A 25,741-nucleotide genomic window follows, 5' to 3' on the forward strand; every position below is an offset into this window, starting at 1 on the left:
CCGCCGCCCTCAGAAGGTCAGTACCAGCGAATGATCGGCGGTCAGCGCAGGCAGCTGCGCGGCCGCGACCGCCCTGGCGGGAAGCATGAGTCCCTCGACCGCCAGGCCAAAACGCGCCAGCGCCTCCTCCTCCACCAGCAGAGTATCGATATCGTACATCTCGAGCATCTCGAGGGTCGGCGCGGTGCCCTTCTGCCCCAGGGGGCCGCTCGCCTGGCCGGGCACCAGGGCGGTGACGCCCTCGCCCATGAACAGCAGCGTCACCCGGCGCCCGAAGGCGGCGGCCACCAGGGCGGCATCCAGACCCTCGCGCAGCCAGCTGGTGCCGTGGGGGGCGTGACGCAGGATGACCAGCAGATCCCCGTCGACGCCTTGCAGCGTGTCGTTTCGCATGGGCTCTCCTCAGGGTCCGAAGGTGACCAGGCGATCGCAGTGCAGCCCGAGATCCACCAGCTGCCCCAGCCCGGTCAGCTCGAAGGGGGGCTCGATGCTGTGGCCCTGCTTGCCGTGGCGGGCCGCCTCGCGCTCATCGAGCAGGCCGCGGCGCAGCGCCGCGGCGATGCAGACTTGCAGCGGCACGCCGTGCTCGGCGGCCAGCGCCGCCCAACCATCTACCAGATGCGGTTCGTCCTGAGGCGGAGCGGCCAGTCGGGCGGCATTGTGGACACCGTCATGGTAGAAGAACACCCCCTCCAGGCGGTGGCCACGGCCCAACAGCGTCCGGGCAAAGCGCAGGGCGGAATGGGCGGCCTGGCTGCTGTAGGGCGCCCCCATCAACAGAATCGCATAGCGCATCATTGCACTCGACACTCCACAAACAGGCTGGCCCCGCCGAGGCGGGGCCAGCCGAGGTCCTCGTGACCCGCCAGGATCAGTCGTTGCTCATAATGCCGAGCAGCGACAGCAGGCTGATGAAGAGGTTGTAAATCGACACATAGAGGGTGATGGTGGCGAGGATGTAGTTGGTCTCGCCGGCCCGGTGCACGATCTCGCTGGTCTGATAGAGGATCGCCGCCGAGGCGAACAGCACGAAGCCGGCGGAGACCATCAGCATCAGAGTCGGAATCTGGAAGATCAGACCGGCTACCATGGCCAGGATCAGCACGATGGCACCGGCCATCAGGAAGTTACCCAAGAAGCTGAAGTCCTTCTTGGAGACCAGCGCCACAGCGGAGAGACCGATGAAGGTCAGGCCGGTCATGGCCAGGGCGTTCATGACCAGGGCGGCACCGTTGGGCAGCGCCAGGTAGGCGTTGAGGATCGGCCCCAGGGTGAACCCCATGAAGCCGGTGAAGGCGAAGGTCGCCAGCAGGCCGGCTGCCGAATTGGCGGTCTTGTGCACCAGGAACATCAGGCCGTAGGCGCCGATGAAGAACACGAAGATATTGAGGCGTTCAACGCCCATCGCCATGGCGGCGCCAGCGGTAACCGCCGAGAACATCAACGTCATGGCGAGCAAGCCGTAGGTGTTGCGCAGCACCTTGTTGGTGCTGACCGTCTGGCTCTGCTGACGGGTAAGCTGGGTGTCTTGGTATGCCATGGATCCAGTGCTCCCTGTGTTTGGTTGGTCGTGGCAGTGGACCTAGAATGCCGACTCGAGGTTCCCCGCGCAAGCCCTTGATGGGGCATCGCTCAACGCTGTTTCCCTGCGCCCAGCAGCCTGGCGGCCACCGCGGCAGCCGTCGCGCAGACCCCATCGCCGGCCGCCATCAGGGCCTCGAGCTCCATCCAACAGGCCTCGCTGGCGTCATCGCCGGCGACCGGCTCGCCCGCTACCCACGCCATGCGCATCACCACCACCACGTAGTGGAAGCGCAGCAGGCCATCGCGCTCCCGCTCGATGACATCGAAGGCGGTGAGCGGCTCGATGGCGCAGGCCCGCACGCCGGTCTCCTCGAGCAGCTCGCGCTCCGCCGCCACGGCGAGGGGCTCCCCCGCCTCCACCTTGCCGCCCGGCAGCGCTAGCCGTCCGGCGTTGGGCGGGTAGCGGCGCCGCACCATCAACAGCCGCCCTCCTCTCACCACCGCGCAGGAGACGGCGGCGGCCGGAAAGGCATTGGATTCACTTCTGGTCATGGCAGGCTCCCTGGTCGCGGGATGACGTCTGGCACCCTGACGGCATCCTAGCTAACGCCTTGATCCCAAGGCCCTCTTGACCCGGCCCCGAAAGCTGGTAATATTCACCGCCGTAAGCCGGAGGGATGGCAGAGCGGTTGAATGCACCGGTCTTGAAAACCGGCAAAGGTGAAAGCCTTTCCAGGGTTCGAATCCCTGTCCCTCCGCCATCGCATCAAGCGAATCAGGCACCTGCGGGTGCCTTTTTCGTTTCTGGCCATCCACCCCCACCATTCCCAGGAGGGCGCCATGGCGCTGAAGGCCACCATCTGCAAGGCGCGCCTGCAGGTTGCCGACATGGATCGGCACTACTACGGCGAGCACGTGCTGACCGTTGCCCGCCACCCGTCGGAGACTGACGAGCGCATGATGCTGCGCCTGCTGGCCTTCGCGCGCCACGCCCACCCGGACCTGGCCTTCGGGCGCGGCGTCAGCACCGATGACGAACCGGACCTGTGGTTCAGGAGCCTCACCGGCGAGATCGAGCTGTGGATCCAGCTCGGCCAGCCGGACGAGCGGGAGATTCGCCGGGCCTGCGGCCGTTCGCGGCAGGTGGTGATCTACACCTATGGCGGCCACGGCTCCCGGCTCTGGTGGGACCAGCTCGCCGGCAAGCTGAGAAGCCTGGGCAACCTCACGGTCATCGATGTCGCGCCCGAGACCGTTGGCGAGCTCGGCAGGCTGGCCGCCCGGGGGATGGACCTCAATGCGACCCTGCAAGACGGCATGATGTGGCTGGCCACGCCGGAGGCCTCCGTTGAGGTCAGCGTCGAGATCCGCCAGCAGGCCAGTGCGGCTCAGTAGAGCCTCAGCCCCACCTTGGTCACGGTGTTGCCTTCCATCTCGCTAACTACCCAGTGGATGCCGTGCCAGTCCACGTCGTCCCCCACCACCGGATGCCCGCCCACCCGCAGGGAGATGAAGTCCGCCAGGGTCATCTCCTTCTCCGCCTGGCTGAGCGTCAGGCCATAGGCATCGGCGATATCCTGCATGCGCGCCTCGCCGGCGAAGGTGAATGTGCCGAAGAAGGCGCGCTCCTGCTTGAGCTTGGCATCGCCGTTGAAGAGTCGGTTCAGCGCCGGCAGATCCTCGCTGCGGCCGATCACGCAGATCACGTCATCCAGCTGCAGGCGGGTGCTGCCCTTGGGGTGCAGCATCACATGGTCGCGGAACAGCGCCGAGATCAGCGCCCCCGAGGGGAAGCGCAGCAGCCGGATAGGCACGTCCTCGAGGTCGGAGTTTTCCACTCGGTAGACGAACATCTCGAAGTCGTTTTCCGGCAGGATGCCTAGCGGGCCGCGCTGGTTGGGGGTCACCGATGACGGCACCTCGACCTTCATCAGCCGCGCCATCCAGCCCAGGGTCCCCCCTTGGACCAGCAGCGAGAGAAGCACCACCGCAAAGGCCACGTTGAAGTAGAGCGAGGCGTTCTCCACCCCGCCAATGACCGGGAAGATCGCCAACACGATGGGAACGGCGCCGCGCAGGCCGACCCAGGCGATGAAGCCGGTCTCTCGCCAGCGGAACTTGAAGAAGGGTTTGATGCTGATCAGCACCGCCAGGGGCCTGGCCACGAAGATCAGCGCCAAAGCCACCAAGCTGGCAGGCAGCGCGTACTCGAGCATCTCGCTCGGAGTCACCAGCAGCCCCAGCACCAGGAAGAGACCAATCTGGCTGAGCCAAGCCAGGCCATCGTGAACCGGCAGGATGAAGTTGAGGTGGCGCCCGGGCTGGTTGCCGATCATCAGCCCCGCCAGGTAGATCGCCAGGAAGCCGCTGCCGCCGAGGAAGCTGGTCAGGCCGAACACGCAGAAGCCCAGCGCTAGCGCCAGCAGCGAGTAGAGCCCAGGGGCCAGGTCCACCCAGCGCAGCAGCTTTCCGCTGAGCCAGCCAGCACCCACGCCGATAGAGAGGCCCAGCCCGAACTGTTGGACCAGCAGCAGCAGGGTATCGGCGGTGCCGCTCACCTGCCCCACCAACATCTCCACCAGCACCAGGGTCAGAAAGATCGCCATGGGGTCGTTGGTGCCGGACTCGATCTCGAGGGTCGCCCCCACCCGCTCGTTGAGGTTGACGCCTCGTCCGCTGAGCATCGAGAACACCGCGGCGGCGTCGGTGGAGCCCACGATCGCCCCCACCAGCAGCCCCTGCAGCAGCGAGAGGTCGAAGATCCACATGGCCAGCAGCCCGATCAGCCCGCTGGTGATGAAGACGCCGAGAGTCGCCAGCGAGAGCGCCGGCCGGAAGCCGACCCGGAAGGTCTTGAGGCGGGTGCGCAGCCCGCCATCGAGCAGGATCATCGCCAGCGCCAGGTGGCCGATGGTGAAGGCAAGGGTATAGTCGTCGAACTGGATGCCGAGCAGGCCCTCCTCCCCCGCCAGCATGCCGAGGCCGAGGAAGATCAACAGCAAAGGCAGCCCCACCAGACTGGAGAGGCGACTGGCCAGCACGCTGAGCGCGATCAGCAGGCCGCTCAGCATGAAGAGGGTATTGATGGCGTCCATGGCATCCTCGAGGCGATGAAGGGCCATTATCGCATGAGGGTTGCAGCGGCGCGACGCCGCTCGCCCGGGCTGGCCAGCCCTTCCCGCGAGCGGATACACTCTGTTGCCGCCAGCCGGCCAGTTGCCGGCACCACTGCCGGAGCCCGTGCATGCCCGACCCCGCCCAGCCCAGGCGACCGATCGCCGTGGCGTCCGTCCTCATCCTGCTGATGGCGACACTCTCGAGCCTGGCGCCGATGCCAAGCGTATCGGCCGAGGAGCCCCCGCCTCTGGTGGTGCCCGACCTCCCCCGGGAAGAACTAGCCCCCGGCAAGCTGGAGACGACCGTCCTGGTGCCCGAGATCCCGGCGCGGGAGCACGCCCTCGAGGCCCCGTCAGAGACCCTGCCAGAGGAGGCTAGGGAGGCAGACAGCGAGCCCCCCATCGAGACGCCGGCACCGCTGCCCCCGGCCGGCGACACCACCGGCCACCCGGAGGGAGAGGACGCCATCGGCGCCGCCCCGGCATCTCAGGTCAGCTCGGATTCGCTGGACGCCGTCGCGACTAGCGACCTGGTCGACGAGGGGCCCAGAGTGGCACTCACGCCTCCCGAGCCCCTCGAGCCGCCGCCCCTCAAGACCCTGGAGATCATGCTGGACTGGTACCCCGGCCCCCAGCATGCCGCCCTGTTCATCGCCCTGCATAAGGGCATGCTGGAGCGCAACGGCCTGCAGGTGACCGTAACTACCCCCGCCGACCCCACCCTGCCGACGCGACTGCTGGCCGCCGGTCGCATCGATCTTGCCGTGAGTCGTCAGCCGCTGCTGCACCTGCAGGTGGATCGCGGCCTGCCGCTGGTGCGGGTCGGCACCCTGGTCGAGCTGCCCCTGGCGGGCCTGCTGCTGCGCGACGACGGCGACCTGGCGTCACCTGCCCAGCTGGCGGGCAGGCGCATCGGTTACTCGGTGGAGGAGAGCCGCGAGCTGCTGCTGCCGCTGCTGCTCAGGCCCCACGGCATCGCCATCGAGGAACTCGAGCTGGTGGACGTCAACTTCAGCGCCGTGAACGAGATGGTCGATCAGGGACTGGACGGCGTTATGACGCCGCAGCGCCTAGGCCTGCCCCGGCGACTGGGCGACGAAGGCCTCTCCACCCACCTACTGCGGCTCGAGGAGCACGGGATCCCGCGCCACGAGGGGCTGATCCTGGTGGCCAACCGCGACCGGATGGGTGGCCAGTGGGAGAGTCTGCGGCGCCTGCTGGAGGCCCTCGCCGAGGCCACCGCCTGGAGCCTGGAGCATCCGGAGGCGGCCTGGGCGCTCCTGGCAGAGAAGGAACCCGCCATGGACACCCCGGCGAATCGGGACGCCTGGCTGCCCATGCTGTTGCGCCTGAGCGCCCGCCCCGCCGCCTTCGACTGGGGCGGCTACGCGCGCTTCGAGGCGTTCCTCCATGAGCGCGGCGTGACCGAGACCCTGACCCCGGTCGGCAGGCTCGGGGTCGACCTGGGCGCGCCCTGATGGACGAGCCGCTGATCTTCCTCGATCTCGAAACCACCGGCATCCGCACCACCCGGGACCGCATCACCGAGATTGCCGCCCTGCGCGTGGAGCACGGCGAAGTGACGTCCCGCTGGCACCGGCTGATCAACCCCAAGGTACGCATCCCTGCCCCTATCAGCGCGCTGACCGGCATTGATGACGCCATGGTCGAGGACGCCCCGACCTTCACCGAGGTCGCCGAAGAGCTCCGAGAGTGGCTCGGGCCCGCCCTCCTGGTCGCCCACAATGCGCGCTTCGATTACGGCTTCCTGCGCAACGCCTTCCGGCTCGCCGGAGTGGAATTTAGCGCCGAAGTGATCTGCACCCTGCGTCTGTCACGACGCCTGGCACCGCAGGAGCGTGAACACAACCTGGCCGCCCTGCTGGAACGGCACGGCATCGTCACGGCGACTCGCCATCGCGCCATGGCCGACGCCGAGGCCCTGCTCGCCCTCTGGCGACAGTGGCAGGTAGCCTATCCCCCCACACGCCTGGCCGACGAACTGCAGCGGCAGCGACGCCTCCCCAGCCTGCCGGCACACCTCGATCCAGGCATGATCCAGGCGCTTCCCGCTACCCCCGGTGTCTACCTGATGCATGGGGAGAACGATCTGCCCCTTTACATCGGCAAGAGCGTCAACATCCGCTCTCGGGTCATGAGCCATTTTCAGGCCGACCACCGGGACGACCGCGAGATGCGCCTGGCCCAGCAGGTGCGTCACATCGACTGGAGGGAAACGGCCGGCGACCTGGGCGCCCAGCTGCTGGAGGCGAGGCTGATCAAGAAGCGCCAGCCGATCTTGAACCGGCGCCTGCGCCGCTCTGGGCGACTGGTGGGATGGTCCTGGCCGATGACGGCAAGCCGTCCTGAGCTGTGTCAAGCCGACACCCTGACCGGCCAAGAGGCCGAGTCGATGATGGGCCTGTTTCGCAGCACCCGTGATGCCCGCCAGGCGCTGCATCAGATCGCCGCCGACCAGGGGCTCTGCCTGCGCCTGCTAGGGCTTGAAAAGGGACGAGGCGCCTGCTTCGCGAGCCAGCTCGGGCGCTGTCGCGGCGCCTGCCGGGGCGACGAACCGCTGGCGGAGCACACGGCGCGCGCCCGGGACGCCCTCGCGCGGCTGCAGATTCACCACTGGCCCTGGGAGGGCCGCCTGGCTATCGGCGAGCGTGGACCCACCGGCGCACAGGGCTGGCACCTGGTGGACCACTGGTGTCACCTTGGCAGTGCCGACTCCCTGGCCGGCCTCACCGCTCTTGCCGAGGAGAAGGGGCGCTTCGACGTCGACACCTACCGAATCCTGCGCCGCTTTCTCGATGGCGAGGGCGCCGATCGGCTGACGCTGGTCACGCTGCCGCGCCAGGCAGACGCCTAGGCGCAAGCGTCGGCACACCTACCGTGACGGGACCGCGAGCCGGTCCAGAAAGGTCTCCACTGCCTCCCGAAACGCCTCTGGCTGCTCGGCATGCAGCCAGTGGCCGGCTTCCAGGGTCACCACCTCGGCCTCGGGCAGCACCTCCCGCAGGGCCGGCAGCATGTCATCGGTGACGTAGTGGGAATTTGCGCCGCGCAGCACCAGGGTCGGCCCGCTGAAGGCACCCTCGCCCGCCGTCGGCCCCATGATGGTCTCGTAGTCTTCCTGGATCTCGTCGAGCCCCAGGCGCAGCCTGAGCGCGCCCTCTTCGCCACGCTCCAGATTGGTGGCCAGGAACAGCCTCACCGCCCGCTCCTTGACGTGCTCGCCCAGCAGGTCGTCCGCCTCGCGGCGATTGGCCGGCTTCCCCTCCTCGAGGCGGCGCAGCCCAGCGAACACCGCGTCGTGGTCGTGGCCATAGGCCACAGGCGCGATATCGCCGACGATCAGCGACGCCACCCGCTCGGGCGCAAGGCGAGCCAGCGAGATCACCACCTTGCCGCCCATGGAGTGGCCGAGCAGGTGGGCGCGGGGGACCTCGAGGCGGTCGAGCAGGCGGGTCACATCCTCGGCCATGGCGTCGTAGCCCATCCCCTCGACGTGGGGAGAGCGGCCATGATTGCGCAGGTCCACGGTGATCACTCGCCGCATCCCCTCCCACGCCTTGACGTGGGAGCGCCAATTGTCGGCGCTGCCGAACAGGCCGTGGACCACCACCAGCGGCACGCCTTCACCACCGGTATCCAGATAGTTGAGCTCTACGGACATGGCACTCTCTCCTTGGCCGGCTTCCCGGCCTGTGTCAGGGGCGGGTCCTCGCCGCCGCAGCGGCAGGCTCGGCCTCGGTAGCCGCCACCAGGCGGCGGCTCAGGGTCGACAGCAGCACGCCATACAGCGGCACGAAGAACAGCAGGCTGATGCCCAGCTTGATGACATAGTCGACCCAGGCGATCTCCAGCCAGTTGGCCGCCATGAAGGGGTCGGGACTGTTGTAGAAGGCGATCGAAAAGAAGGCGAAGGTGTCGGCCAGGTTGCCGAGCACGGTGGAGATCGCCGGCGCCACCCACCAGGCCTTGAGGCCCCGCAGGCGGTCGAAGACGTGCACGTCGAGGAGCTGGCCCAGCAGGTAGGCCATGAAGCTCGCCACGGCGATGCGTGCCACGAACAGGTTCCACTCCCCAAGCGCCCCCAGGCCCGCATAGCTGCCCCGCGGAAAGACCACCGAGACCACATAGGAGATCACCAGGGCCGGCAGCATCACCCGCATCACGATGGCCCGGGCCGGCTCCTTGCCGAACAGTCGCACCGTGAGGTCGGTGGCCAGGAAGATGAACGGAAAGCTGAAAGCACCCCAGGTGGTATGGAAGCCGAACAGGGTGAAGGGAAGCTGCACCAGGTAGTTGCTGGCGGCGATCACCAGGATATGGAAGCCGATCAGCAGGGCCAGCAGGCGACGCTGCTGGGCATCGGAAAGCGCGAACATGGAGCATCCTTTTTTTACGGGAGGGGTGAGGGAACCCTCGTGGAACGGGCTGCCGGAGCAGCGTGCGGTCGCGCATTATACGGACCTCGCCCGCCGCTGGCCATGGCGCCAGCAAGAACGCCGCCCCGGGGGGCGGCGTCATGGGGGCAGTCTGGCGAATGCCGTCAGGGCATCAGACCTGGCGCGCCTCGTGGGCGGCGCCTACCTCGCGGGCCTTCATCGCCTCGTGCACGTCCTGCAGGCTGGCCGGGTCGTCGATGGTGGAGGGGATGCCGAACTCCTTGCCGTCGGCGATGCTGCGCAGCAGCTTGCGCAGGATCTTGCCGGACCGGGTCTTGGGCAGGCGGTCCACCACCAGCACCTGCTTGAAGCAGGCGATGGGGCCAATCCTCTCACGCACCAGGGCGATCAGCTCCTGCTCGAGGTCGTCCTCGCGCCCCTCGAAGCCGTCCTTCGGAATCACCAGGCCGATGGGCAGCTGCCCCTTGAGGGCATCGTGGATGCCGATCACCGCGCACTCCGCCACGGCGGGATGGGCGCCGACGACCTCCTCCATCTCGCCGGTGGAGAGACGGTGGCCGGCCACGTTGATGACGTCATCGGTGCGGCCCATGATGAACAGATAGCCGTCCTCGTCCACATAGCCGCCATCGCCGGTCAGGTAGAAGCCCGGGAAGGCCGCCATGTAGGCCGCGTGGAAGCGCTGGGGATCGCCCCACACCCCCACCAGGCAGCCCGGCGGCATCGGCTGCTTTATCACCACGCTGCCCTGCTCCATCGGGCCCATGCGCTCGCCCTCGCGGTCGAGGATCTGCACGTCGAAACCCGGCACCGGCACGGTGGCACTGCCCGCCTTGGTGGGCATCGGCTCCAGGCCATGCAGGTTGGCGGCGATGGGCCAGCCGGTCTCGGTCTGCCACCAGTGATCGATCACCGGCACCTCGAGCAGGTCGTCGAGCCAGTGGAAGGTGGGCGGGTCGAGCCGCTCGCCGGCCAGGAACAGCGCCTTCATGCAGGAGATATCGTACTGGGCCAGCAGCTTGCCGTCCGGGTCCTCCTTCTTGATGGCGCGGAACGCCGTCGGGGCGGTGAAGAAGCTCTTCACCTGGTATTCGCTGATCAGCCGCCAGAAGGCGCCGGCGTCTGGGGTCTTCACCGGCTTGCCCTCGTAGACCACGCTGGTGGCCCCGCGCAGCAGCGGCGCATAGACGATATAGGAGTGGCCCACCACCCAGCCCACGTCCGAGGCGGAGAAGAAGACCTCGCCGGGAGCGATGTCGTAGATGGCCTCCATGGAGTAGGCCAGTGCCACCGCGTAGCCGCCGGTATCGCGCACCACGCCCTTGGGCTTGCCGGTGGTACCGGAGGTATAGAGCACGTAGAGCGGATCGGTGCCCTTCACCGGCACGCAGTCAGCGGGCTCGGCCGCGGCCATCAGGGCGGCCCAGTCGTGGTCGCGCTCGCCCAGCTCGGCGGTGTGCTGCTCGCGCTGGAAGATCACGCAGGCATTCGGCTTGTGGCTGCTCTGCTCGACGGCCGCATCGATGATCCCCTTGTAGGGCAGCACCTTGTTGACTTCGACCCCGCAGGAGGCGGCCACCACCACCTTGGGGGTGGCGTCATCGATGCGCACGGCGAGCTCGTGGGGCGCGAAGCCGCCAAACACCACTGAGTGGACGGCACCCAGGCGCGCACAGGCGTACATGGCCACCAGCGCCTCGGGCACCATGGGCATGTAGATCACCACGCGATCGCCCTTCTCCACGCCGAGCCCCCTGAGGGCGCCGGCGAAGGTCGCCACCTGGTCGCGCATCTCGCGATAGGTCAGGGTGCGCTTGCTGTCGGTGACCGGCGAGTCCCAGAAGATCGCCGGCTGGTCGCCGCGGCCCTGCTCCACGTGGTGGTCCAGCGCCGCGTGGCAGATGTTCAGCTCACCGTCGGCGAACCAGCGGGCGTGATTGGCCTCGTCATAGTGAAGGATCTGGGTCGGCGCCTTGAACCAGGGGATACGACGGGCCTGCTCGGCCCAGAAGCTCTCCGGCTGCTCGATGGAGCGGCGAAATTCGTTGGCGTAGGTGCTCATGATCGTCCTGTAGCAGGTCAGTGACATCGAAGGATTGTTGACACTGTAATGCACCAGGCCGCCGACGCCCTCATACGATAGGCTAACTTTCGACAAAAGGAGGAGATATCAGGGGAAACATTGTCAACAACAAGGGCGCGCGCCAACCCTCTCTCAACGCGCGGGGACACTCTTCCACTCCCCGCCGGGTGGTCTATGCTTTAATCAAGTCCTAAATGAGGAAAGGACGCTCGCCAAGGAGCGATCACAACGGCCTGATCGGAGCCGCTGGCCCCTGAGGGCACGAGGCCAGCACGGCATACCACTTCTGCACCTGCCAGCGCGGGGAATTCACATGGGCAATTCCAACAGCACGGCAGCGCGCCTCCTCGCCGGAGGTGACGCCACCATCGATCGGGCCACGGCGCTGCTCAAGGCCATGGCCAACGACAACCGGCTGCGCATCCTCTGCCTGCTGGACGGGCAGGAGCTCTCGGTGACCGAGCTCAACAGCCGGCTCACCCTCAGCCAGTCGGCCCTCTCCCAGCATCTGGCGATCCTGCGCCGGGAGAACCTGGTCTCCACCAGGCGGGCCTCCCAGACCATCTACTACTCCTGGCAGGGCGACAGCGCACAGACCATCATCGAGGCCCTAGGCCAGCTCGGCATGGCCGACTAGCGGCGGCGCAGGGGGCTCTGCTCCAGCACCTCGAGCCCCTTCTCCAGCGCCCGCTCTACGCCGACCGAGACCGCCGCCCCGAGCCGATCCGCCAGGCGGCGGCGCGGCTCCAGGCGCAGATGGATCACCCGTGCCTCCTTCATGCGCTCCACCAGGTAGGCCTCGCTGGTGCCCAGGGCGTCCACCAGGCCGCGCTCGAGGGCCTCGCGGCCGTACCAGGTCTCCCCGGTGGCCACCGCCTCGATATCCAGCGACGGGCGACGCTCGGCCACGTGACGCTTGAAGAGCGCGTGAACCCCCTCCAACTCGTCGATGAACTTCTCGCGCCCCTCCTCGCTGTTCTCGCCGAACACGGTCAGGGTGCGCTTGTAGCGCCCGGCGGTCAGCACCTCCACGTCGATGTCGTGCCGCTTGAGCAGCCGGTGCACGTTGGGCACCTGGGCCACCACGCCGATGGAGCCCACCACCGCCAGCGGCGCGGCGCGCAGCTGGTCCGCCCCGCAGGCCATCAGGTAGCCACCGCTGGCCGCCACCTTGTCCACGCACACCGTGGTCCTCAGGCCCGCCTCGCGCAGCCGGTCGAGCTCGGCGGCCGCCAGACCGTAGGCATGCACCAGCCCTCCGGCCGACTCCAGCCGCACGATCACCTCGTCCCCCTGGTCGGCGGCATCGATCAGCGCCGAAACCTCCTCGGCCAGCCGGCCCGTGGCGCTGGCACGCAGGTCGCCATGGAAGTCGATCACCCAGGCGATGGACTGCCGCGCCTTCTCCCCCTTGCGCCCGGTCTTGTCGCGGGCCTTGTCCTCGCGGCGAAAGGCCTTGATGAGGCGCTTGCGGGCCCCGGGTTCGCTGGCGGCCAAGGTCAGCCGCCGCCGGCGGTAGTCCCGGGCATCATTGAGCTCGTCCAGGCGCAGTCGGCTGCGATCCCCCACCTCGCCGCGCACCCGGGCCACCAGCGCCACCGCCAAAGCGATGATCACCACCAGGCTCACCAGCTGAGCCAGGAACATGCCAAAATCGGCCAGCCAATCGTTCATGATGCTCTCCTGTCCGTGTCCGAGCGCTTGCCCATGTCGCCCCTAGCACGCCAGGCGGGCCGGGCGTCGTCAAGGCGCTTGAATGAAACAACCGTTTGAAATAACCTGATGGCCGATGCCAACCCACCCCCAGGAGTCCCGATGAGCCTCTCCACCCTCGACAAGCTGCAGTCCCGCTTCGACGCCCAGTCCGCCCTGGGCATGGATGACGTCTTCCAGTTCCACTTCAGCGATGCCGGCAGCCACTACCTGGTGGTCAAGGACGGCACTCTCGACATCCAGGAGGGTGAGCATGACGACCCCTCCGTCAGCCTGAGCATGTCCACCGACACCCTCAAGGGCCTCATGAACGGTGAGGTCAACGGCATGACAGCCTTCATGACCGGCAAGCTCAAGGCCACCGGCAACGTGATGCTGGCCACCAAGCTGACCAGCCTCTTCCCCAAGGGCTGAGGCAGCACGCCCCGCCACCATCGGGCCGCCCTGGGCGGCCCGATGTCGTTCTAGCGGGCCGCCACCTCGGTCAGGTGGGTCTCGATCAGCGCCCGCGAGATGGAGTAGAGCGGCGGAAGCTGCGGCAGCCGGCGCGGCGAGTACCAGGCCGCATCGGCGATCTCCACACCGTCGATGCGGATGCGCCGGCTGGCCGCCTCGGCGAAGAAGCCGAGCATGAGCGAGTGCGGGAAGGGCCAGGCCTGGCTGCGGAAGTAGCGGATGCGCCCCACCTGCAGGCCCACCTCCTCGAAGACCTCGCGCCGAACCGCCTCCTCGGCGGACTCGCCAGGCTCGATGAAACCGGCCAGGGTGGAGTAGCGTCCCGGCGGGAAGCGCGGGCTGCGCGCCAGCAGCAGCGCATCGCCATGGGTCACCAGGGTGATGATGCAGGGCGAGATGCGCGGGTAGTTGCGGTGGCCGCAGGCCCGGCAGTGCATGGCGAACTCGGCGTCGAGGCGCTCGGCGGGGGTGCCGCAGCGGCCACAGAAGCGATGGTCGCGCAGCCAGGCGCCGACCTGCAGGGCGGTGGAAAGCAGCGCGAAGCGCGACTCCGGCAGCCTGGCCAGCCAGCCCCGACCGTCCGGCCACGTCTCTTCCGGCGCCGCCTCCAGCGACAGCGCCACAGGCTCGTCATGCCAGTAGCAGAGAGGCTGCATGGCCGGCGTCCAGGGCTGGGGCGGCTGCAGCAGGTCGCCATCGGGACCCGGGGCGATGCGCCCCTCGGCCAGGCGAATCACGCGCCCCGCCGCCGCCTCGAGGGGCAGCTCACGGCGCAGCATCAGTGCGGCACCCCCTCGCCCATGCGGTCCCAGCGACACTCCCCGCACGCCTCGCGGATCGCCGTCAGCTTGGCGCGATGGGCGGCCAGCTCCTGCTCGCTGGGAGAGAGCACCGCCAGGCGGCCAGGCTCCAGAGCGAGGCGGCGAATCGCCAGCCCGCCGCTGCCGGCCACGCCGCTGTCTCCGCCGGCCGAGGCGTCCAGGGAGAGCGCGGTCTGGCCGCCGGTCATCGCCAGGTAGACGTCGGCAAGGATCTCGGCATCCAGCAGGGCGCCGTGGAGCACCCGATGGCCGTTGTCGATTTCGTAGCGCTTGCACAGGGCGTCGAGGTTGTTGCGCTGACCCGGGTGCTTTTCGCGGGCCATCACCAGCGTATCGAGGATCCTGCAGTGCGCCGCCACAGGGCCCAGGCGAGGTTCACCGCGCGCTCGATTGAGCCGCTCGAACTCGTGGTCGATGAAACCGACATCGAAGGGGGCGTTATGGATGACCAGCTCGGCGCCCTCGATGAAGGCCCAGAACGCATCGGCGATCTCGGCGAACCGCGGCTCATTGGCCACGCGCTCGTCGGTGATGCCGTGCACGCCCACCGCCTCCGCCTCGATCTGCCGCTCGGGGTTGATGTACTGGTGATAGGTGTTGCCGGTGAGCCGGCGGTTGACCATCTCCACCGCCCCGATCTCGATCAGGCGGTGGCCTTCCCGGGGGTCGATGCCGGTGGTCTCGGTGTCGAGGATGATCTGGCGCATGGGAAACTCTCTGGCTCAGGAAGGAGGGGGAGGAAGGCGACTGGCTCAGGCCCGGGAGAGCGCCGCATCGATGGCCTCGTTGGCAAGCGCATCGGCGCGTTCGTTGCCCGGGTGGCCGCTGTGGCCCTTGACCCAGTGCCACTCGATGCGATGGCGGTGGGTCTCCTCGAGCAGCTCGCGCCACAGCTCTGCGTTCTTCACCGGCTGCTTGCCGGCCGTCTTCCAGCCCCGCTTGACCCAGTTGTGGATCCACTCGGTGATGCCGCGACGCAGATACTCGGAGTCGGTCCACAGCTGCACCCGACAGGGCCGCTTGAGCTCGCGCAGCGACATGATCGCAGCCATCAGCTCCATGCGGTTGTTGGTGGTGCGGGGCTCAAAACCGTTCAGCGCCTTCTCGTGCTGTCCGCTCCTGAGCACGGCGCCCCAGCCGCCGGGGCCGGGATTACCGCGGCAGGCGCCGTCGGTATAGATGATCACCTCGGGCAGGGCGTCGGCCCCTGTCTCGGTCAGCGTCTCAGTCAACCTCTGTCATCCTTTCCTGGTCGTTTGGAGGGCATGGCTCGGGCAGCCAACGCGACTGGCCGAGCCGGGTCGCACCCAGCGCCGAGCCACCGAAGGGCCTGGCAAAGCCGAGCGAGCTCCCCTGGCGCTGGGCCAGCTGGGGGCGTCGGCTCGCTTGGATCATGTAGCTATCGCCGAGCGGCAGGTTGTGCCGCCGCCCGAGGGTTTCGAGGGAGGCGTTGCGGGGCATGCCGCCGGGCAGATGAAAGCCGCAGTAGTCTACCCGCTCGATCTCGAAGTCGACAAATGCCAGCCAGTCGCGCAGGCGAGCCGGCGTGCGCCAGTGGCCGCGCCAGGGCAGCCGCCGCCGCCGGCCGGGCCACACCCGCGGCAGGGCCCCCGGCGAGAGGGGCATCCAGCCGAAGATGATCAGCCGACCGTCGTTGCGGGTCACCCGGGCGGCCTCCTGCAGCGTGCGGTGGGGGTCGGGCGCCACCTCGAGCAGGTGGTGGATCACCACCAGGCTCAGGCAGCTGTCGGGCAACGGCAGGGCGTCAAGGGGGCAGATCAGGGTGGCGGGATGCTCGGCCAGCTCCCGGGTCGGGGCCCAGGCCATGGGATGGCGCACCGGACACATGTCCGCCAGCGCTCCGCTCATGCCCAGCTCGAGGCTGTGCCCGCCGAACAGCCGCTCGCACACCGGCCCCAGACAGGCGCGCTCGGCCTGGCGCGCCGCCTGGCCGCCGGGCGTGGCCCAGAAGCGGCGCCCGTCCCGCACCAGCGCGGCCAGGGACGAAAGTGTGGGGGAAATTGACATTGGCAGCAGGTTCCTCCATTCTGGGCGGATTTTGCGACCCGTTCATGCCCATTCAGGACGCCATGCCCATGTTGAGCGTGACACCGATTCCCGCGTTTGGCGACAACTATATCTGGCTGCTGCGCCAGGACACGAACTCCGAAATCTGCGTGGTCGACCCGGGTGATGCCGCCCCGGTGATCGAGCTGATCGAGCGGGAGGGACTGACCCTCTCCACGGTACTGATCACCCATCACCATCAGGATCACACCGGCGGCCTGCCCGAGCTGATCGAACGCTATGCGCCGCGGGTCATCGGCCCCGACAACCCGAAGATTGCCGGCATCGACGAGCGGGTCGGCCAGGGTGACGAATTCCGCGCCCTGGGCAGGCTGTTCGAGGTGCACGAGGTACCCGGGCACACCCTCGATCATATCGCCTTCTTCACCGCTGGCATCCCGCCGCTGCTGTTCTGCGGCGATGCCCTGTTCAGCGCCGGCTGCGGCCGGCTCTTCGAGGGCACCCCCGAGCAGATGCACACCTCACTCGGCAAGCTCGCGGCGCTGCCCGACGACACCCTGGTATTCGCCGCCCACGAATACACCCTGGCCAACCTGCGCTTCGCGTTGGCCGCGGATCCTCACAATCCGGATGTGGCCAAGGCCATGGAGGAGTGCCAGCGTGCCCGGGAGCTCGATCGCCCCACGCTACCGAGCACCCTGGCCCGCGAGAAGCGCATCAATCCTTTCCTGCGCTGCCGGGATGCCGGCGTACGCCAGGCGGCCTCGGCCCATGGCGACACCGACAGCGAATCGGCCACCTTCGCCACGCTGCGCAGCTGGAAAGACACCTTTTGATACAGCCCCGATTGGACGTCATGCGGATTGCCCCGCTGTCGGCGGGACCGCTCACGACCAGGAGGAACCCTTCCGGATGACCTACCACACCAAGCGACGCAGGTTGATCGGCTTCGCCAGCACCACGGCCCTGATCGGCTCGCTGCTGGCCAGCGGCGTCTACAGCCAGGCCGCCACCCTGAGCCCCGAACAGCGCCAGAACGCCCTCAAGGGCACCACTGCCCCCCCGCAGACAGCCGAGGCCCAACGGCTGCCGGCAGAACAGCACTTCTGGGATGCCCTGGCCCTCGAGCCCCGCGACGCCTGGAGCCGGCTGCGTGCCAGCTTCCAGTGGCAGGAGAGCCTCGACGAGCCCCGGGTCCAGGAGTGGATCGAGTACTATCGCCAGAGCCCCCATAACATCGTCGAGATCACCGAGCGCGCCCGCCCCTGGCTGGCCTGGATCGTCGAGCAGGTGGAGGAGCGCGGCCTGCCCGGCGAGATCGCCCTGATCCCCTTCGTCGAGAGCTCGTTCGACCCGACCGCCCGCAGCCACCGCGGCGCCGCCGGCCTGTGGCAGTTCATGCCCGGCACCGGTGACGCCCTGGGCCTGCGCCGAGGCAACGGCTATGACGGTCGACTGGACGTGGTCGCCTCCACCCGCGCCGCCCTGGACTACCTGGAGCTGCAGGCCGACCAGTGGTACGACGGCGACCTTGAGCTGTCGCTGGCCGCCTACAACGCCGGTGCCGGCACTGTGAACCGGTCGCGCCGCAACGCCATCGCCCAGGGCCACGCCGGCGACTACTGGAGCCTCTCCCTGCCCCGGGAGACCATGAACTACGTGCCCAAGCTCAAGGCCATCGCCGCCATCATCAACGATCCTGACCAATACCGGGTCGCCCTCCCCGAGATCGAGGACGCGCCGGCATTTGCCAAGATCCCCGTGGATCGCCCCCTGGCCCTGGACGAGGCCGCCCGCCTCTCGGGCGCCAGCCGTGGCGAGCTGGCCGAGCTCAATCCGGCACTGCGCAACGGCACCGCCAACCCTAACCAGGCCCGGGTCCTGCTGGTGCCCGCCGACCGCGCCGACACCCTGATGGCCCGCCTGGAGACCCCCGCCTCACCGGTCGGCAGCGGCGAAGGCCGCTACGTGGTGCAGCAGGGTGACAGCCTCTCGGCCATCGCCTCTCGCGAGGGCGTGAGCGTCACCCAGATCCGCCAGGCCAATGGGCTCAACGGCGACATCCTCCAGCCTGGCCAGGTCCTCGACCTGCCCCGCCAGAGCCTCGCCTCCCGATAGGCAGGGCGCCCCGAGCGGCGGCAGGCTTGCCAAGCCGCCCGGGGCCTGACACCTTATTGGCCGACCGATGCCGGCCCCGCGGGCCGGCTTCCACCGACCAAGGATGTCGCCGATGCCCGTAGCCCTGTGCCGCCTGCCCCTGGCCGCCTCCCTGGCCCTCGTCTGGCTGCTGACGACCGCTGCCGCGGTGGCGGCCTCACCGGACCCGATGGCGCTGGATCAGACCCCCACCGTCCACGGCCTGGCGCTCTATGACGAGCCGGCGCTGCCGGCGGACTTCCCTCACTTCCCCCACGTCAATCCCGAGGCTCCCCGGGGCGGCACCCTGACCCAGGCCGCGGTGGGCGGCAGCTTCGACTCCACCAACCCCTTCATCATCCGTGGCACCCCGGCGGCGGGGCTCTTCGAGATCTATGACACCCTGGTGGAGGGCAACCCCGACGAGCCCTTCTCGGTCTATGGCCTGCTGGCCGAGGGCATGCGCCTCGACCCCGAGCGCAACTGGATCGAGTTCGACCTGCGCCCCGAGGCGCGCTTCCACGACGGCACGCCGGTCACCGCCGACGACGTGGTCTACAGCTTCGAGCTGCTCACCGAGCAGGGAAACCCCTTCTATGGCGCCTACTACGCCGACGTGGAGAGCGTCACGGCCCTGGACGAGCGCACCGTGCGCTTCGACTTCGCGGAGGTGCACTCCCGGGAGCTGCCGCTGATCGTCGGCCAGCTGCCGGTGCTGCCCAGGCACTACTGGGAGGAGCGCGACTTCACCGCGCCGAGCCTCGCCGCCCACCCGGGCTCCGGCCCCTACCGCATCGCCGAGGTGGACCCGGGCCGGCGCATCGTCTACCAGCGCGATCCCGACTACTGGGGGCAGGACCTTGCGGTGAAGCGCGGGCGCCACAACATCGACCGGCTAGTCTACGACTACTACCGCGACCGCGACATCGCCTGGGAGGCCTTCAAGGCCGGGGTCCTGGACTACCGTATCGACGCTCGCGCCGCCACCTGGGCCATCGGCTATGACTTCCCCGCCTACCGCGACGGCCTGGTGCGCCGTCTGGCGGTACCGGACGGCCAGCCGGCCCGCATGCAGGCCTTCGTCTTCAACCTGCGCCGCGACAAGTTCGACGACCCTCGGGTACGCGAGGCGCTCTCGCTCACCTTCGACTTCCCCTGGCTCAACGCCAACCTCTTCTACGACGCCTACCGGCGCACCGAGAGCTACTTCCAGAACTCCGAGATGGCAGCCGACGGGCTGCCGGAGGGCGAGGAGCTGGCCCTGCTGGAGCCCTGGCGGGACTTGCTACCCGAGCGGCTCTTCCGGGAGCCGGTGCCCCACGAGCACCCGCTGGAGCTGCGCGAACGGCTGCGCCTGGCGCTGGACCTGCTGCGCGAGGCGGGCTACGAAGTAGAGGGCAATCGCCTGGTCCACGCCGAGACCGGCCAGCCGCTGAGCGTGGAGGTGCTGCTCTTCGACACCGGCATGGAGCGGGTCACCCAGCCGATGCTGCGCAATATGGCGCGCCTGGGCATCCAGGGCAGCATCCGCATCGTCGACATCAACCAGTACCTCAACCGCCTGCGCAGCTTCGACTTCGACATCACCGTGGGACAGTTCCCCCAGTCGAACAACCCCGGCAACGAGCAGCGCGACTTCTGGACCAGCGCCGCCGCCGAGACGCCCCAGAGCCGCAACCTGATGGGACTGGCCGACCCGGTGGTGGACGACCTGGTGGAGCGGCTGATCCGCGCCGACAGCCGCGAGGCGCTCAACGTCACCGCCCGCGCCCTGGATCGGGTACTGCTGTGGCGCTTCCCGATGATCCCCCACTACCACTCTGGCGAGACCCGCATCGCCATCTGGGACAAGTTCGGCTGGCCCGAGCCCTTCCCGGCCTACGGCATGGACCTGGCCGCCTGGTGGGTGAACGCCGAACGCGAAGCCGAGATCAACCAGCGCCTGCGCCGCCGCTGACGCGGCTGGCGATGTCGCCAAGCCCGAGATGCCAGAGCCTGATATGCAAAAGGACACCCCATCGTGAGCCGCTATATCCTGCGCCGCCTGCTGCTGATGATCCCGACCCTGATCGGGATCATGCTGCTCAACTTCATCATCGTGCAGGCCGCCCCGGGCGGGCCCATCGACCAGATGCTGGCCCGCTTCGAGGGCGCCGACGCCATGGCCAGCACCCGGCTGGAGGCCGGCGGCGAGGTGATGGTGCGCGACGAGTCTCGCGGGGCACGGGGCATCGCCCCCCGTTTCATCGAGCAGCTCGAGGCGCAGTTCGGCTTCGACCAGCCCGCCCACGTGCGCTTCCTCGGCATGATGCGCGACTACGCCACCTTCGACTTCGGCACGAGCTTCTTCCGCGACCGACCGGTGGTGGAACTGATGATCGAGCGGCTGCCGGTATCGATCTCCCTGGGGCTCTGGACCACCCTGCTGGTCTACCTGATCTCGATCCCGCTCGGCATCCGCAAGGCGCTCCATCACGGCTCGCGCTTCGACGTCTGGACCTCGGGGCTGGTGATCGTCGGCTACGCCATCCCGGGCTTTCTGTTCGCGATCCTGCTGATCGTGCTCTTCGCCGGGGGCAGCTACTGGGACCTCTTCCCCCTGCGCGGACTGACCTCGCCGGACTTCCACGAGCTCTCCACCTGGGGCAAGGTGAAGGACTACGCCTGGCACATCACCCTGCCGGTGGTGGCGATGACCATCGGCAGCTTCGCCACCCTCACCATGCTGACCAAGAACAGCTTCCTCGACGAGATCCACAAGCAGTACGTGCTCACCGCCCGGGCCAAGGGGGCAAGCGACGGCGGCGTGCTCTACGGCCACGTCTTCCGCAACGCCATGCTGATCATCATCGCCGGCCTGCCCGGCGCGCTGATCGCCATCTTCTTCACCGGGTCGCTCTTGATCGAGGTGATCTTCTCGCTCGAGGGGCTGGGGCTGCTCGGCTTCGAGGCGGTGATGCAGCGCGACTACCCGGTGATCTTCGGCACGCTGTACCTGTACACGCTGATCGGCCTGCTGCTGAAGCTGATCTCCGATCTGACCTATGTGTGGGTGGACCCGCGCATCGACTTCGAGACACGGGAGTCGTGAGCCGATGACCGCGCTTTTCAAGCCTCTCTCCCCCATCACCCGCCGCCGCCTGGCGGTGTTCAAGGCCAACCGCCGCGCCAGGGTCTCGCTGTGGGTGTTCCTGGCGCTCTTCGTGGTGAGCCTCGGCGCCGAGCTGATCGCCAACGACAAGCCGCTGGTGATGCGCTACGACGGCCAGTGGTACGTGCCGCTGCTGGTCGACTACCCCGAGACCGAGTTCGGCGGCTTCCTCCCCACCACCGCCGACTACCACGACCCCTTCGTCCAGGCCCAGATCGCCGAGCACGGCTGGGCGCTCTGGCCGCCGGTCCCCTTCTCCTACCAGACCCTGGACATGCAGATGATGCGCCCGTCGCCGGCCCCACCGGATGGGCGCCACTGGCTCGGCACCGACGACCAGGGGCGCGACGTGCTCGCCCGGGTGATCTACGGCTTCCGCCTCTCGGTGGCCTTCGCCCTGGTGCTCACCGCCGGTTCGCTGGTGATGGGGGTGCTGGTGGGCGGCATCCAGGGCTACTTCGGCGGCAGGACCGACCTGATCGGCCAGCGCTTCACCGAGATCTGGTCGGGGCTGCCGGTGCTCTTCCTGCTGATCATCCTGGCGAGCTTCGTGCAGCCCGGCTTCTGGTGGCTGCTCGGCATCATGTTGCTCTTCTCCTGGCTGGGGCTGGTCGACGTGGTGCGCGCCGAGTTCCTGCGCGCCCGCAATCTGGAGTACGTGCGTGCCGCCCGGGCCATGGGGCTGCCGCCGCGGCTGATCATGTGGCGCCACGTGCTGCCCAACGCCATGGTGGCCACCCTCACCTTCGTGCCCTTCCTCTTCACCGGGGCCATCACCACCCTTACCGCCCTGGATTTCCTGGGCTTCGGACTGCCCCCGGGCTCGCCGTCGCTGGGCGAGCTGGTGGCTCAGGGCAAGAACAACCTGCACGCCCCCTGGCTCGGCATCACCGCCTTCGTCAGCCTGTCGCTGATGCTCTCGCTGCTGGTGTTCATCGGCGAGGGGCTGCGCGACGCCTTCGACCCCCGCCACGTGCGCCATGCCGCCACCCCGGTGCCCGCCGCCGGGTCGCCCACCTCGCCCGCCCGGAGCCAGACCGATGCCTGATGCCCCGTCCCGCTCCCCGCTGCTGCGCCTCGAGGAGTTTTCCGTCGCCTTCGACGGCGTCACCGTGGTGGACCGCCTCACGCTCACCGTGAACCGTGGCGAGACCCTGGCCCTGGTGGGCGAGTCCGGCTCCGGCAAGTCGGTCTCGGCGCTGGGCGCCATGGACCTGCTGCCGGGCAACGCCGCGGTCAGCGGCACCCGCCGGCTCGGCGACACCGACCTTGGCCGCCTGAAACGCCGCGACTGGCAGGGGCTGCGCGGCGGCCGGGTGGGCTTCGTCTTCCAGGAGCCGATGACCTCGCTGAACCCGCTGCATACCGTGGGCAAGCAGATCGGCGAGACCCTGCGCCTACACCAGGGGCTCTCGGGGCGGGCCGCCCGCGCTCGCATCATCGAGCTGCTTGGCCAGGTGAAGCTACCGCGCCCCGTGGAGCTGATCGACGCCTGGCCCCACCAGCTCTCCGGCGGGCAGCGCCAGCGGGTGATGATCGCCATGGCCATCGCCAACGACCCGGAGCTCCTGATCGCCGACGAGCCCACCACGGCGCTCGACGTCACCGTGCAGCAGGAGATCCTGGCACTGCTCGCCGAGCTGCGCGACCGCCACGGCATGGGCATGCTCTTCATCACCCACGACCTCAACCTGGTACGCCGCCACGCCGACCGGGTCTGCGTGCTCTACCAGGGGCGCGAGCAGGAGACCGGGCCGGTGGCTCGGGTATTCGACGCGCCTTCCAGCGCCTACACCCGCACCCTGCTCGACGCCGAGCCCGTGGGGCGCCCGGGGCCGGTGCTCCGGGGTGCCCCCTTGATCAGCGCCTCCGGCCTCGGCGTCAGCTTCCAGCGCCCCAAGAAGCTCTTCATGAAGCGCCCGCCGGCCTTCGAGGCGGTCAGGCCGCTGGCGCTCACCCTGGCGCCGGGGGAGACCCTCGGCATCGTCGGCGAGTCGGGCTCCGGCAAGACCACCCTGGCGCTGGCGCTGCTGCGCCTCACTCAGAGCCGCGGCGAGATCACCTTCGGCGACACCCGCCTGGATACCCTCACCGGCGCCGCCCTGCGCCGCATGCGCCAGCGCTTCCAGATCGTCTTCCAGGACCCCTTCGGCTCGCTCTCCCCGCGTCTTCCCGTCTCCGAGATCGTCAGCGAGGGGCTGCGCTTCCACCACCCCGAGCTATCCCCCGACGAGGTCGCCCGCCGCGTGGCCGCCACGCTTACCGAGGTGGGGCTGCCCGAGGACTGCGCCGACCGCTACCCCCACGAATTCTCCGGCGGCCAGCGCCAGCGCATCGCCGTGGCCCGGGCGATCATCCTCGAGCCCGAGTTGCTGGTGCTCGACGAGCCCACCTCGGCGCTGGACCGCACCGTGCAGAAGCAGCTGGTGGCGCTCTTGCGCGACCTCCAGGCCCGCCGCGGCCTGAGCTACCTCTTCATCAGCCACGACCTCGCCGTGGTGCGCGCCATGGCGCACCGCATCATGGTGCTCAAGGAGGGTGAGGTGGTGGAGAGCGGCGACTGCCTCGCGGTGCTCGAGAACCCGAGCAGCGACTACACCCGGGCGCTGGTGGCCGCGGCGGGGCTGGCGCCGCGGCTAGGATGACCCGTCAATTATCCCCCGGAGGGGATAATGGGTTTTCATCCCCTCCCCCTGCATCCGGGGCACAATTGAGGCCGGACTCTACGTCAGAATTCGACTTCACCTTCGCGGTCTCACGCTTCGTGAAAGTCAAAGCTGCCTTTTGGGCGGTGCATGACGGACGAAAAACACGGCGTTGACTGCTATGGTAACGGTTCCATCGAGTCATTGAGCCAATGAATCCATCACTGCGCAGCACCATTCTCGATGTCTCTCGCGCCGCAGGTGCCTCCAAGACCAGCGTCTCGCGCTATTTCGGCAGTGAACGCCAGCGCCTCGGCGAGCTTCAGCAGCGCATCGCCGAGGCGGCACGCCACCTGGGGTACCAGCCCAATAAGCTCGCCCGAAGCCTCAAGGGCGGGGGCTCGCGGTTGATCGGCATGCTGGTCGCCGACCTCCACGCTGTACCGACCCACCGACTCCATCGGCCGCGACGCCATGCAGGGCCTGTTGGCTGAGCCTGCCCATGAGGGCGCCTCAACGGTCGCAGCACGACGCCACGCACCGACCCTGATCGCCATAGGCTCCATCCGCCGTTCGGCTTGAGGCAGGACGGCGGCAAGGCCGGCCTTCCTTTCCGCCGATATCACGACACCCTTTCCGCTCACACGAGGCACCGCATGACGCAGCCCCAGACGCCCAGCCCCGAACTCCTCACCTTCGGCGAGGCCATGGCGATGTTTGTCGCCGAAAGCCCCGGGGAGCTGGCCGATGTGGAGCGCTTCCAGCGCCGCATCGCCGGCGCCGACACCAACGTGGCGATCGGCCTGGCCCGGCTGGGCTTTCATGTCGGCTGGCTGAGCCGGGTGGGCAGCGACGGCTTCGGCACCTTCATCCGCCGCACCCTGGAGGCCGAGGGGCTGGACTGTCGCCACCTGCGGGTGGACCCCGACCATCCCACCGGCCTGCTCTTCAAGGAGCGCGCCGAGGGCGGTGCCGACCCCCGCGTCACCTACTTCCGCCGCGGCAGCGCCGCCAGCTGCCTGGCCCTGGGGGATACCGACGGCGTCGACTTCGCCGCCTTGCGCCACCTCCATGCCACCGGCATTCCTCCCGCGCTCTCCTCCAGCGCTCGGGAGCTCTCCCGACACATGATCACTCAGGCTCGCAACGCCGGCGCCAGCGTCTCCTTCGATCCCAACCTGAGGCCCAGCCTGTGGTCGAGCGAGGCCGATATGCGCGACACCTTGAACGAGCTGGCCTCGCATAGCGACTGGGTGCTACCTGGCCTCGCCGAGGGGCGGCTGCTCACCGGACGCGACAGCCCCGAGGCGATCGCCGACTTCTATCTCGATCGCGGCGCCAAGGCCGTGATCATCAAGCTGGGGCCCGAGGGCAGCTACTATCGCGGCCTCTTGGGTGGCCAGCTGGAGAGCTTTACCCTGCCGGGCTTTGCAGTGGCTGAGGTGGTGGATACGGTGGGGGCCGGCGACGCCTTCGCCGTGGGGGTGGTCAGCGCACTGCTCGACGGTCGCTCGCCCAGGGAGGCCGTCCGCCGCGGCAACCTGGTCGGCTCGCTGGCCGTGCAGGTGGTGGGTGACATGGAAGGGCTCCCCAATCGCGCCCGCCTCACGGAACTTGAAGCTAAACTGCCTTCTCGATAGACACCCCGCC

At 68.6% G+C, this 25,741-nt stretch carries 26 protein-coding genes and 1 tRNA gene; 14 read left to right on the plus strand and 13 right to left on the minus strand.

What is annotated here, in order from left to right; all coding sequences use genetic code 11:
* Positions 1–9: 9 nt before the first annotated feature.
* The 4 genes from tusC to D1793_RS04625 form a co-directional block, all read right to left on the minus strand.
* Positions 10–393, minus strand: coding sequence for a sulfurtransferase complex subunit TusC (gene tusC / locus D1793_RS04610; RefSeq protein ID WP_119021096.1), 384 nt, complete (start codon positions 391–393; stop codon positions 10–12).
* A gap of 9 nt (positions 394–402) precedes the next feature.
* Positions 403–795, minus strand: coding sequence for a sulfurtransferase complex subunit TusD (tusD, locus tag D1793_RS04615; protein ID WP_119023573.1), 393 nt, complete (start codon positions 793–795; stop codon positions 403–405).
* A 76-nt stretch (positions 796–871) separates the two neighbouring features.
* Entirely contained in the window at positions 872–1,540 is a 669-nt protein-coding gene (locus D1793_RS04620) for a Bax inhibitor-1/YccA family protein (RefSeq protein ID WP_119021097.1), read from the minus strand.
* 92 nt (positions 1,541–1,632) lie between these two features.
* Entirely contained in the window at positions 1,633–2,076 is a 444-nt protein-coding gene (locus D1793_RS04625) for an NUDIX hydrolase (RefSeq protein WP_119021098.1), read from the minus strand.
* Positions 2,077–2,195: 119 nt separating this feature from the next.
* Between D1793_RS04625 and D1793_RS04630 the strand changes: the two genes are divergently transcribed.
* Positions 2,196–2,285: transfer RNA gene (locus D1793_RS04630), tRNA-Ser, on the plus strand.
* A gap of 79 nt (positions 2,286–2,364) precedes the next feature.
* The gene (locus D1793_RS04635) at positions 2,365–2,919 is read left to right on the plus strand and encodes a YaeQ family protein (RefSeq protein WP_119021099.1); all 555 of its coding nucleotides are present in this window, start codon (positions 2,365–2,367) and stop codon (positions 2,917–2,919) included.
* Here the strand turns inward: D1793_RS04635 and D1793_RS04640 are convergent.
* The gene (locus tag D1793_RS04640) at positions 2,913–4,619 is read right to left on the minus strand and encodes a potassium/proton antiporter (RefSeq protein WP_119023574.1); all 1,707 of its coding nucleotides are present in this window, start codon (positions 4,617–4,619) and stop codon (positions 2,913–2,915) included. The two genes, D1793_RS04635 and D1793_RS04640, sit on opposite strands and share 7 nt — an antisense overlap.
* 149 nt (positions 4,620–4,768) lie before the next feature.
* Here D1793_RS04640 and D1793_RS04645 point away from each other — a divergent pair, with 149 nt between their 5' ends.
* Positions 4,769–6,118 (plus strand): ABC transporter substrate-binding protein, encoded by a 1,350-nt coding sequence (locus D1793_RS04645; RefSeq protein WP_119021100.1) that lies wholly within the window; start codon positions 4,769–4,771, stop codon positions 6,116–6,118.
* Positions 6,118–7,515 (plus strand): exonuclease domain-containing protein, encoded by a 1,398-nt coding sequence (locus D1793_RS04650; RefSeq protein ID WP_346426390.1) that lies wholly within the window; start codon positions 6,118–6,120, stop codon positions 7,513–7,515. Before D1793_RS04645 ends, D1793_RS04650 begins: the two co-directional genes overlap by 1 nt.
* An 18-nt stretch (positions 7,516–7,533) precedes the next feature.
* Here D1793_RS04650 and D1793_RS04655 read toward each other — a convergent pair whose 3' ends face one another.
* The 3 genes from D1793_RS04655 to D1793_RS04665 form a co-directional block, all read right to left on the minus strand.
* Entirely contained in the window at positions 7,534–8,322 is a 789-nt protein-coding gene (locus D1793_RS04655; RefSeq protein ID WP_119021102.1) for an alpha/beta fold hydrolase, read from the minus strand.
* 34 nt (positions 8,323–8,356) lie between these two features.
* On the minus strand, positions 8,357–9,037 hold the full coding sequence (locus D1793_RS04660; RefSeq protein ID WP_119021103.1) for a 7-cyano-7-deazaguanine/7-aminomethyl-7-deazaguanine transporter: 681 nt from the start codon (positions 9,035–9,037) through the stop codon (positions 8,357–8,359).
* A 172-nt stretch (positions 9,038–9,209) separates the two neighbouring features.
* Entirely contained in the window at positions 9,210–11,120 is a 1,911-nt protein-coding gene (locus D1793_RS04665) for a propionyl-CoA synthetase (RefSeq protein WP_119021104.1), read from the minus strand.
* A gap of 334 nt (positions 11,121–11,454) precedes the next feature.
* Between D1793_RS04665 and D1793_RS04670 the strand changes: the two genes are divergently transcribed.
* Positions 11,455–11,778: a metalloregulator ArsR/SmtB family transcription factor gene (locus D1793_RS04670; protein ID WP_119021105.1), complete on the plus strand. Its 324-nt coding sequence runs from the start codon at positions 11,455–11,457 to the stop codon at positions 11,776–11,778.
* Here D1793_RS04670 and sohB read toward each other — a convergent pair.
* Positions 11,775–12,815, minus strand: coding sequence for a protease SohB (gene sohB / locus D1793_RS04675; RefSeq protein WP_119021106.1), 1,041 nt, complete (start codon positions 12,813–12,815; stop codon positions 11,775–11,777). The two genes, D1793_RS04670 and sohB, sit on opposite strands and share 4 nt — an antisense overlap.
* 141 nt (positions 12,816–12,956) lie before the next feature.
* On the opposite strand from sohB, the gene D1793_RS04680 reads away from it, so the two are divergent.
* On the plus strand, positions 12,957–13,268 hold the full coding sequence (locus D1793_RS04680; RefSeq protein ID WP_119021107.1) for an SCP2 sterol-binding domain-containing protein: 312 nt from the start codon (positions 12,957–12,959) through the stop codon (positions 13,266–13,268).
* Between the two features lie 50 nt (positions 13,269–13,318).
* On the opposite strand, the gene nudC is transcribed toward D1793_RS04680, so the two are convergent.
* The 4 genes from nudC to D1793_RS04700 are packed head-to-tail and all read right to left on the minus strand — an operon-like array spanning position 13,319 to position 16,159.
* Positions 13,319–14,089, minus strand: a complete 771-nt coding sequence (gene nudC, locus D1793_RS04685) for an NAD(+) diphosphatase (RefSeq protein WP_119021108.1) — start codon at positions 14,087–14,089, stop codon at positions 13,319–13,321.
* Positions 14,089–14,838 carry a DNA polymerase III subunit epsilon gene (gene dnaQ / locus D1793_RS04690; RefSeq protein WP_119021109.1) on the minus strand — a complete coding sequence of 250 codons (750 nt, stop codon included), beginning with the start codon at positions 14,836–14,838 and terminating at the stop codon, positions 14,089–14,091. Before dnaQ ends, nudC begins: the two co-directional genes overlap by 1 nt.
* A 45-nt stretch (positions 14,839–14,883) precedes the next feature.
* Positions 14,884–15,351, minus strand: a complete 468-nt coding sequence (gene rnhA / locus D1793_RS04695) for a ribonuclease HI (RefSeq protein ID WP_119023575.1) — start codon at positions 15,349–15,351, stop codon at positions 14,884–14,886.
* A gap of 4 nt (positions 15,352–15,355) precedes the next feature.
* Positions 15,356–16,159 (minus strand): methyltransferase domain-containing protein, encoded by an 804-nt coding sequence (locus D1793_RS04700; protein WP_119021110.1) that lies wholly within the window; start codon positions 16,157–16,159, stop codon positions 15,356–15,358.
* Positions 16,160–16,227: 68 nt separating this feature from the next.
* Here D1793_RS04700 and gloB point away from each other — a divergent pair, with 68 nt between their 5' ends.
* From gloB to D1793_RS04740, 8 genes are all read left to right on the plus strand, one after another.
* A complete protein-coding gene (gene gloB, locus D1793_RS04705; protein ID WP_119021111.1) occupies positions 16,228–16,995 on the plus strand; it encodes a hydroxyacylglutathione hydrolase in 768 nt (255 codons plus the stop codon).
* Between the two features lie 76 nt (positions 16,996–17,071).
* Positions 17,072–18,277 (plus strand): transglycosylase SLT domain-containing protein, encoded by a 1,206-nt coding sequence (locus D1793_RS04710; protein ID WP_119021112.1) that lies wholly within the window; start codon positions 17,072–17,074, stop codon positions 18,275–18,277.
* Between the two features lie 208 nt (positions 18,278–18,485).
* Positions 18,486–20,252: an extracellular solute-binding protein gene (locus D1793_RS04715; RefSeq protein ID WP_240407818.1), complete on the plus strand. Its 1,767-nt coding sequence runs from the start codon at positions 18,486–18,488 to the stop codon at positions 20,250–20,252.
* A gap of 63 nt (positions 20,253–20,315) precedes the next feature.
* On the plus strand, positions 20,316–21,386 hold the full coding sequence (locus D1793_RS04720) for a microcin C ABC transporter permease YejB (RefSeq protein ID WP_119021114.1): 1,071 nt from the start codon (positions 20,316–20,318) through the stop codon (positions 21,384–21,386).
* Positions 21,387–21,390: 4 nt separating this feature from the next.
* On the plus strand, positions 21,391–22,494 hold the full coding sequence (locus D1793_RS04725; RefSeq protein WP_119021115.1) for an ABC transporter permease: 1,104 nt from the start codon (positions 21,391–21,393) through the stop codon (positions 22,492–22,494).
* Positions 22,487–24,091, plus strand: coding sequence for a dipeptide ABC transporter ATP-binding protein (locus D1793_RS04730; protein WP_119021116.1), 1,605 nt, complete (start codon positions 22,487–22,489; stop codon positions 24,089–24,091). The genes D1793_RS04725 and D1793_RS04730 overlap by 8 nt, the downstream gene beginning before the upstream one ends.
* Positions 24,092–24,303: 212 nt before the next feature.
* Entirely contained in the window at positions 24,304–24,585 is a 282-nt protein-coding gene (locus tag D1793_RS04735) for a LacI family DNA-binding transcriptional regulator (RefSeq protein ID WP_119021117.1), read from the plus strand.
* A 162-nt stretch (positions 24,586–24,747) separates the two neighbouring features.
* A complete protein-coding gene (locus tag D1793_RS04740; protein ID WP_119021118.1) occupies positions 24,748–25,731 on the plus strand; it encodes a sugar kinase in 984 nt (327 codons plus the stop codon).
* The last annotated feature ends 10 nt before the right edge of the window (positions 25,732–25,741 follow it).

It is taken from the genome of Halomonas sp. JS92-SW72 (assembly GCF_003547075.1).
In the GTDB taxonomy this organism is placed as follows: domain Bacteria; phylum Pseudomonadota; class Gammaproteobacteria; order Pseudomonadales; family Halomonadaceae; genus Halomonas; species Halomonas alkalicola.

Excerpts from the sequence above, each read along its gene's own strand:
- tusC (WP_119021096.1), bottom strand. The coding sequence starts at position 393 with ATGCGAAACGACACGCTGCAAGGCGTCGACGGGGATCTGCTGGTCATC.
- tusD (WP_119023573.1), bottom strand. The coding sequence starts at position 795 with ATGCGCTATGCGATTCTGTTGATGGGGGCGCCCTACAGCAGCCAGGCC.
- D1793_RS04620 (WP_119021097.1), bottom strand. The coding sequence starts at position 1,540 with ATGGCATACCAAGACACCCAGCTTACCCGTCAGCAGAGCCAGACGGTC.
- D1793_RS04625 (WP_119021098.1), bottom strand. The coding sequence starts at position 2,076 with ATGACCAGAAGTGAATCCAATGCCTTTCCGGCCGCCGCCGTCTCCTGC.
- D1793_RS04635 (WP_119021099.1), top strand. The coding sequence starts at position 2,365 with ATGGCGCTGAAGGCCACCATCTGCAAGGCGCGCCTGCAGGTTGCCGAC.
- D1793_RS04640 (WP_119023574.1), bottom strand. The coding sequence starts at position 4,619 with ATGGACGCCATCAATACCCTCTTCATGCTGAGCGGCCTGCTGATCGCG.
- D1793_RS04645 (WP_119021100.1), top strand. The coding sequence starts at position 4,769 with ATGCCCGACCCCGCCCAGCCCAGGCGACCGATCGCCGTGGCGTCCGTC.
- D1793_RS04650 (WP_346426390.1), top strand. The coding sequence starts at position 6,118 with ATGGACGAGCCGCTGATCTTCCTCGATCTCGAAACCACCGGCATCCGC.
- D1793_RS04655 (WP_119021102.1), bottom strand. The coding sequence starts at position 8,322 with ATGTCCGTAGAGCTCAACTATCTGGATACCGGTGGTGAAGGCGTGCCG.
- D1793_RS04660 (WP_119021103.1), bottom strand. The coding sequence starts at position 9,037 with ATGTTCGCGCTTTCCGATGCCCAGCAGCGTCGCCTGCTGGCCCTGCTG.
- D1793_RS04665 (WP_119021104.1), bottom strand. The coding sequence starts at position 11,120 with ATGAGCACCTACGCCAACGAATTTCGCCGCTCCATCGAGCAGCCGGAG.
- D1793_RS04670 (WP_119021105.1), top strand. The coding sequence starts at position 11,455 with ATGGGCAATTCCAACAGCACGGCAGCGCGCCTCCTCGCCGGAGGTGAC.
- sohB (WP_119021106.1), bottom strand. The coding sequence starts at position 12,815 with ATGAACGATTGGCTGGCCGATTTTGGCATGTTCCTGGCTCAGCTGGTG.
- D1793_RS04680 (WP_119021107.1), top strand. The coding sequence starts at position 12,957 with ATGAGCCTCTCCACCCTCGACAAGCTGCAGTCCCGCTTCGACGCCCAG.
- nudC (WP_119021108.1), bottom strand. The coding sequence starts at position 14,089 with ATGCTGCGCCGTGAGCTGCCCCTCGAGGCGGCGGCGGGGCGCGTGATT.
- dnaQ (WP_119021109.1), bottom strand. The coding sequence starts at position 14,838 with ATGCGCCAGATCATCCTCGACACCGAGACCACCGGCATCGACCCCCGG.
- D1793_RS04700 (WP_119021110.1), bottom strand. The coding sequence starts at position 16,159 with ATGTCAATTTCCCCCACACTTTCGTCCCTGGCCGCGCTGGTGCGGGAC.
- gloB (WP_119021111.1), top strand. The coding sequence starts at position 16,228 with ATGTTGAGCGTGACACCGATTCCCGCGTTTGGCGACAACTATATCTGG.
- D1793_RS04710 (WP_119021112.1), top strand. The coding sequence starts at position 17,072 with ATGACCTACCACACCAAGCGACGCAGGTTGATCGGCTTCGCCAGCACC.
- D1793_RS04715 (WP_240407818.1), top strand. The coding sequence starts at position 18,486 with ATGGCGCTGGATCAGACCCCCACCGTCCACGGCCTGGCGCTCTATGAC.
- D1793_RS04725 (WP_119021115.1), top strand. The coding sequence starts at position 21,391 with ATGACCGCGCTTTTCAAGCCTCTCTCCCCCATCACCCGCCGCCGCCTG.
- D1793_RS04730 (WP_119021116.1), top strand. The coding sequence starts at position 22,487 with ATGCCTGATGCCCCGTCCCGCTCCCCGCTGCTGCGCCTCGAGGAGTTT.
- D1793_RS04735 (WP_119021117.1), top strand. The coding sequence starts at position 24,304 with ATGAATCCATCACTGCGCAGCACCATTCTCGATGTCTCTCGCGCCGCA.
- D1793_RS04740 (WP_119021118.1), top strand. The coding sequence starts at position 24,748 with ATGACGCAGCCCCAGACGCCCAGCCCCGAACTCCTCACCTTCGGCGAG.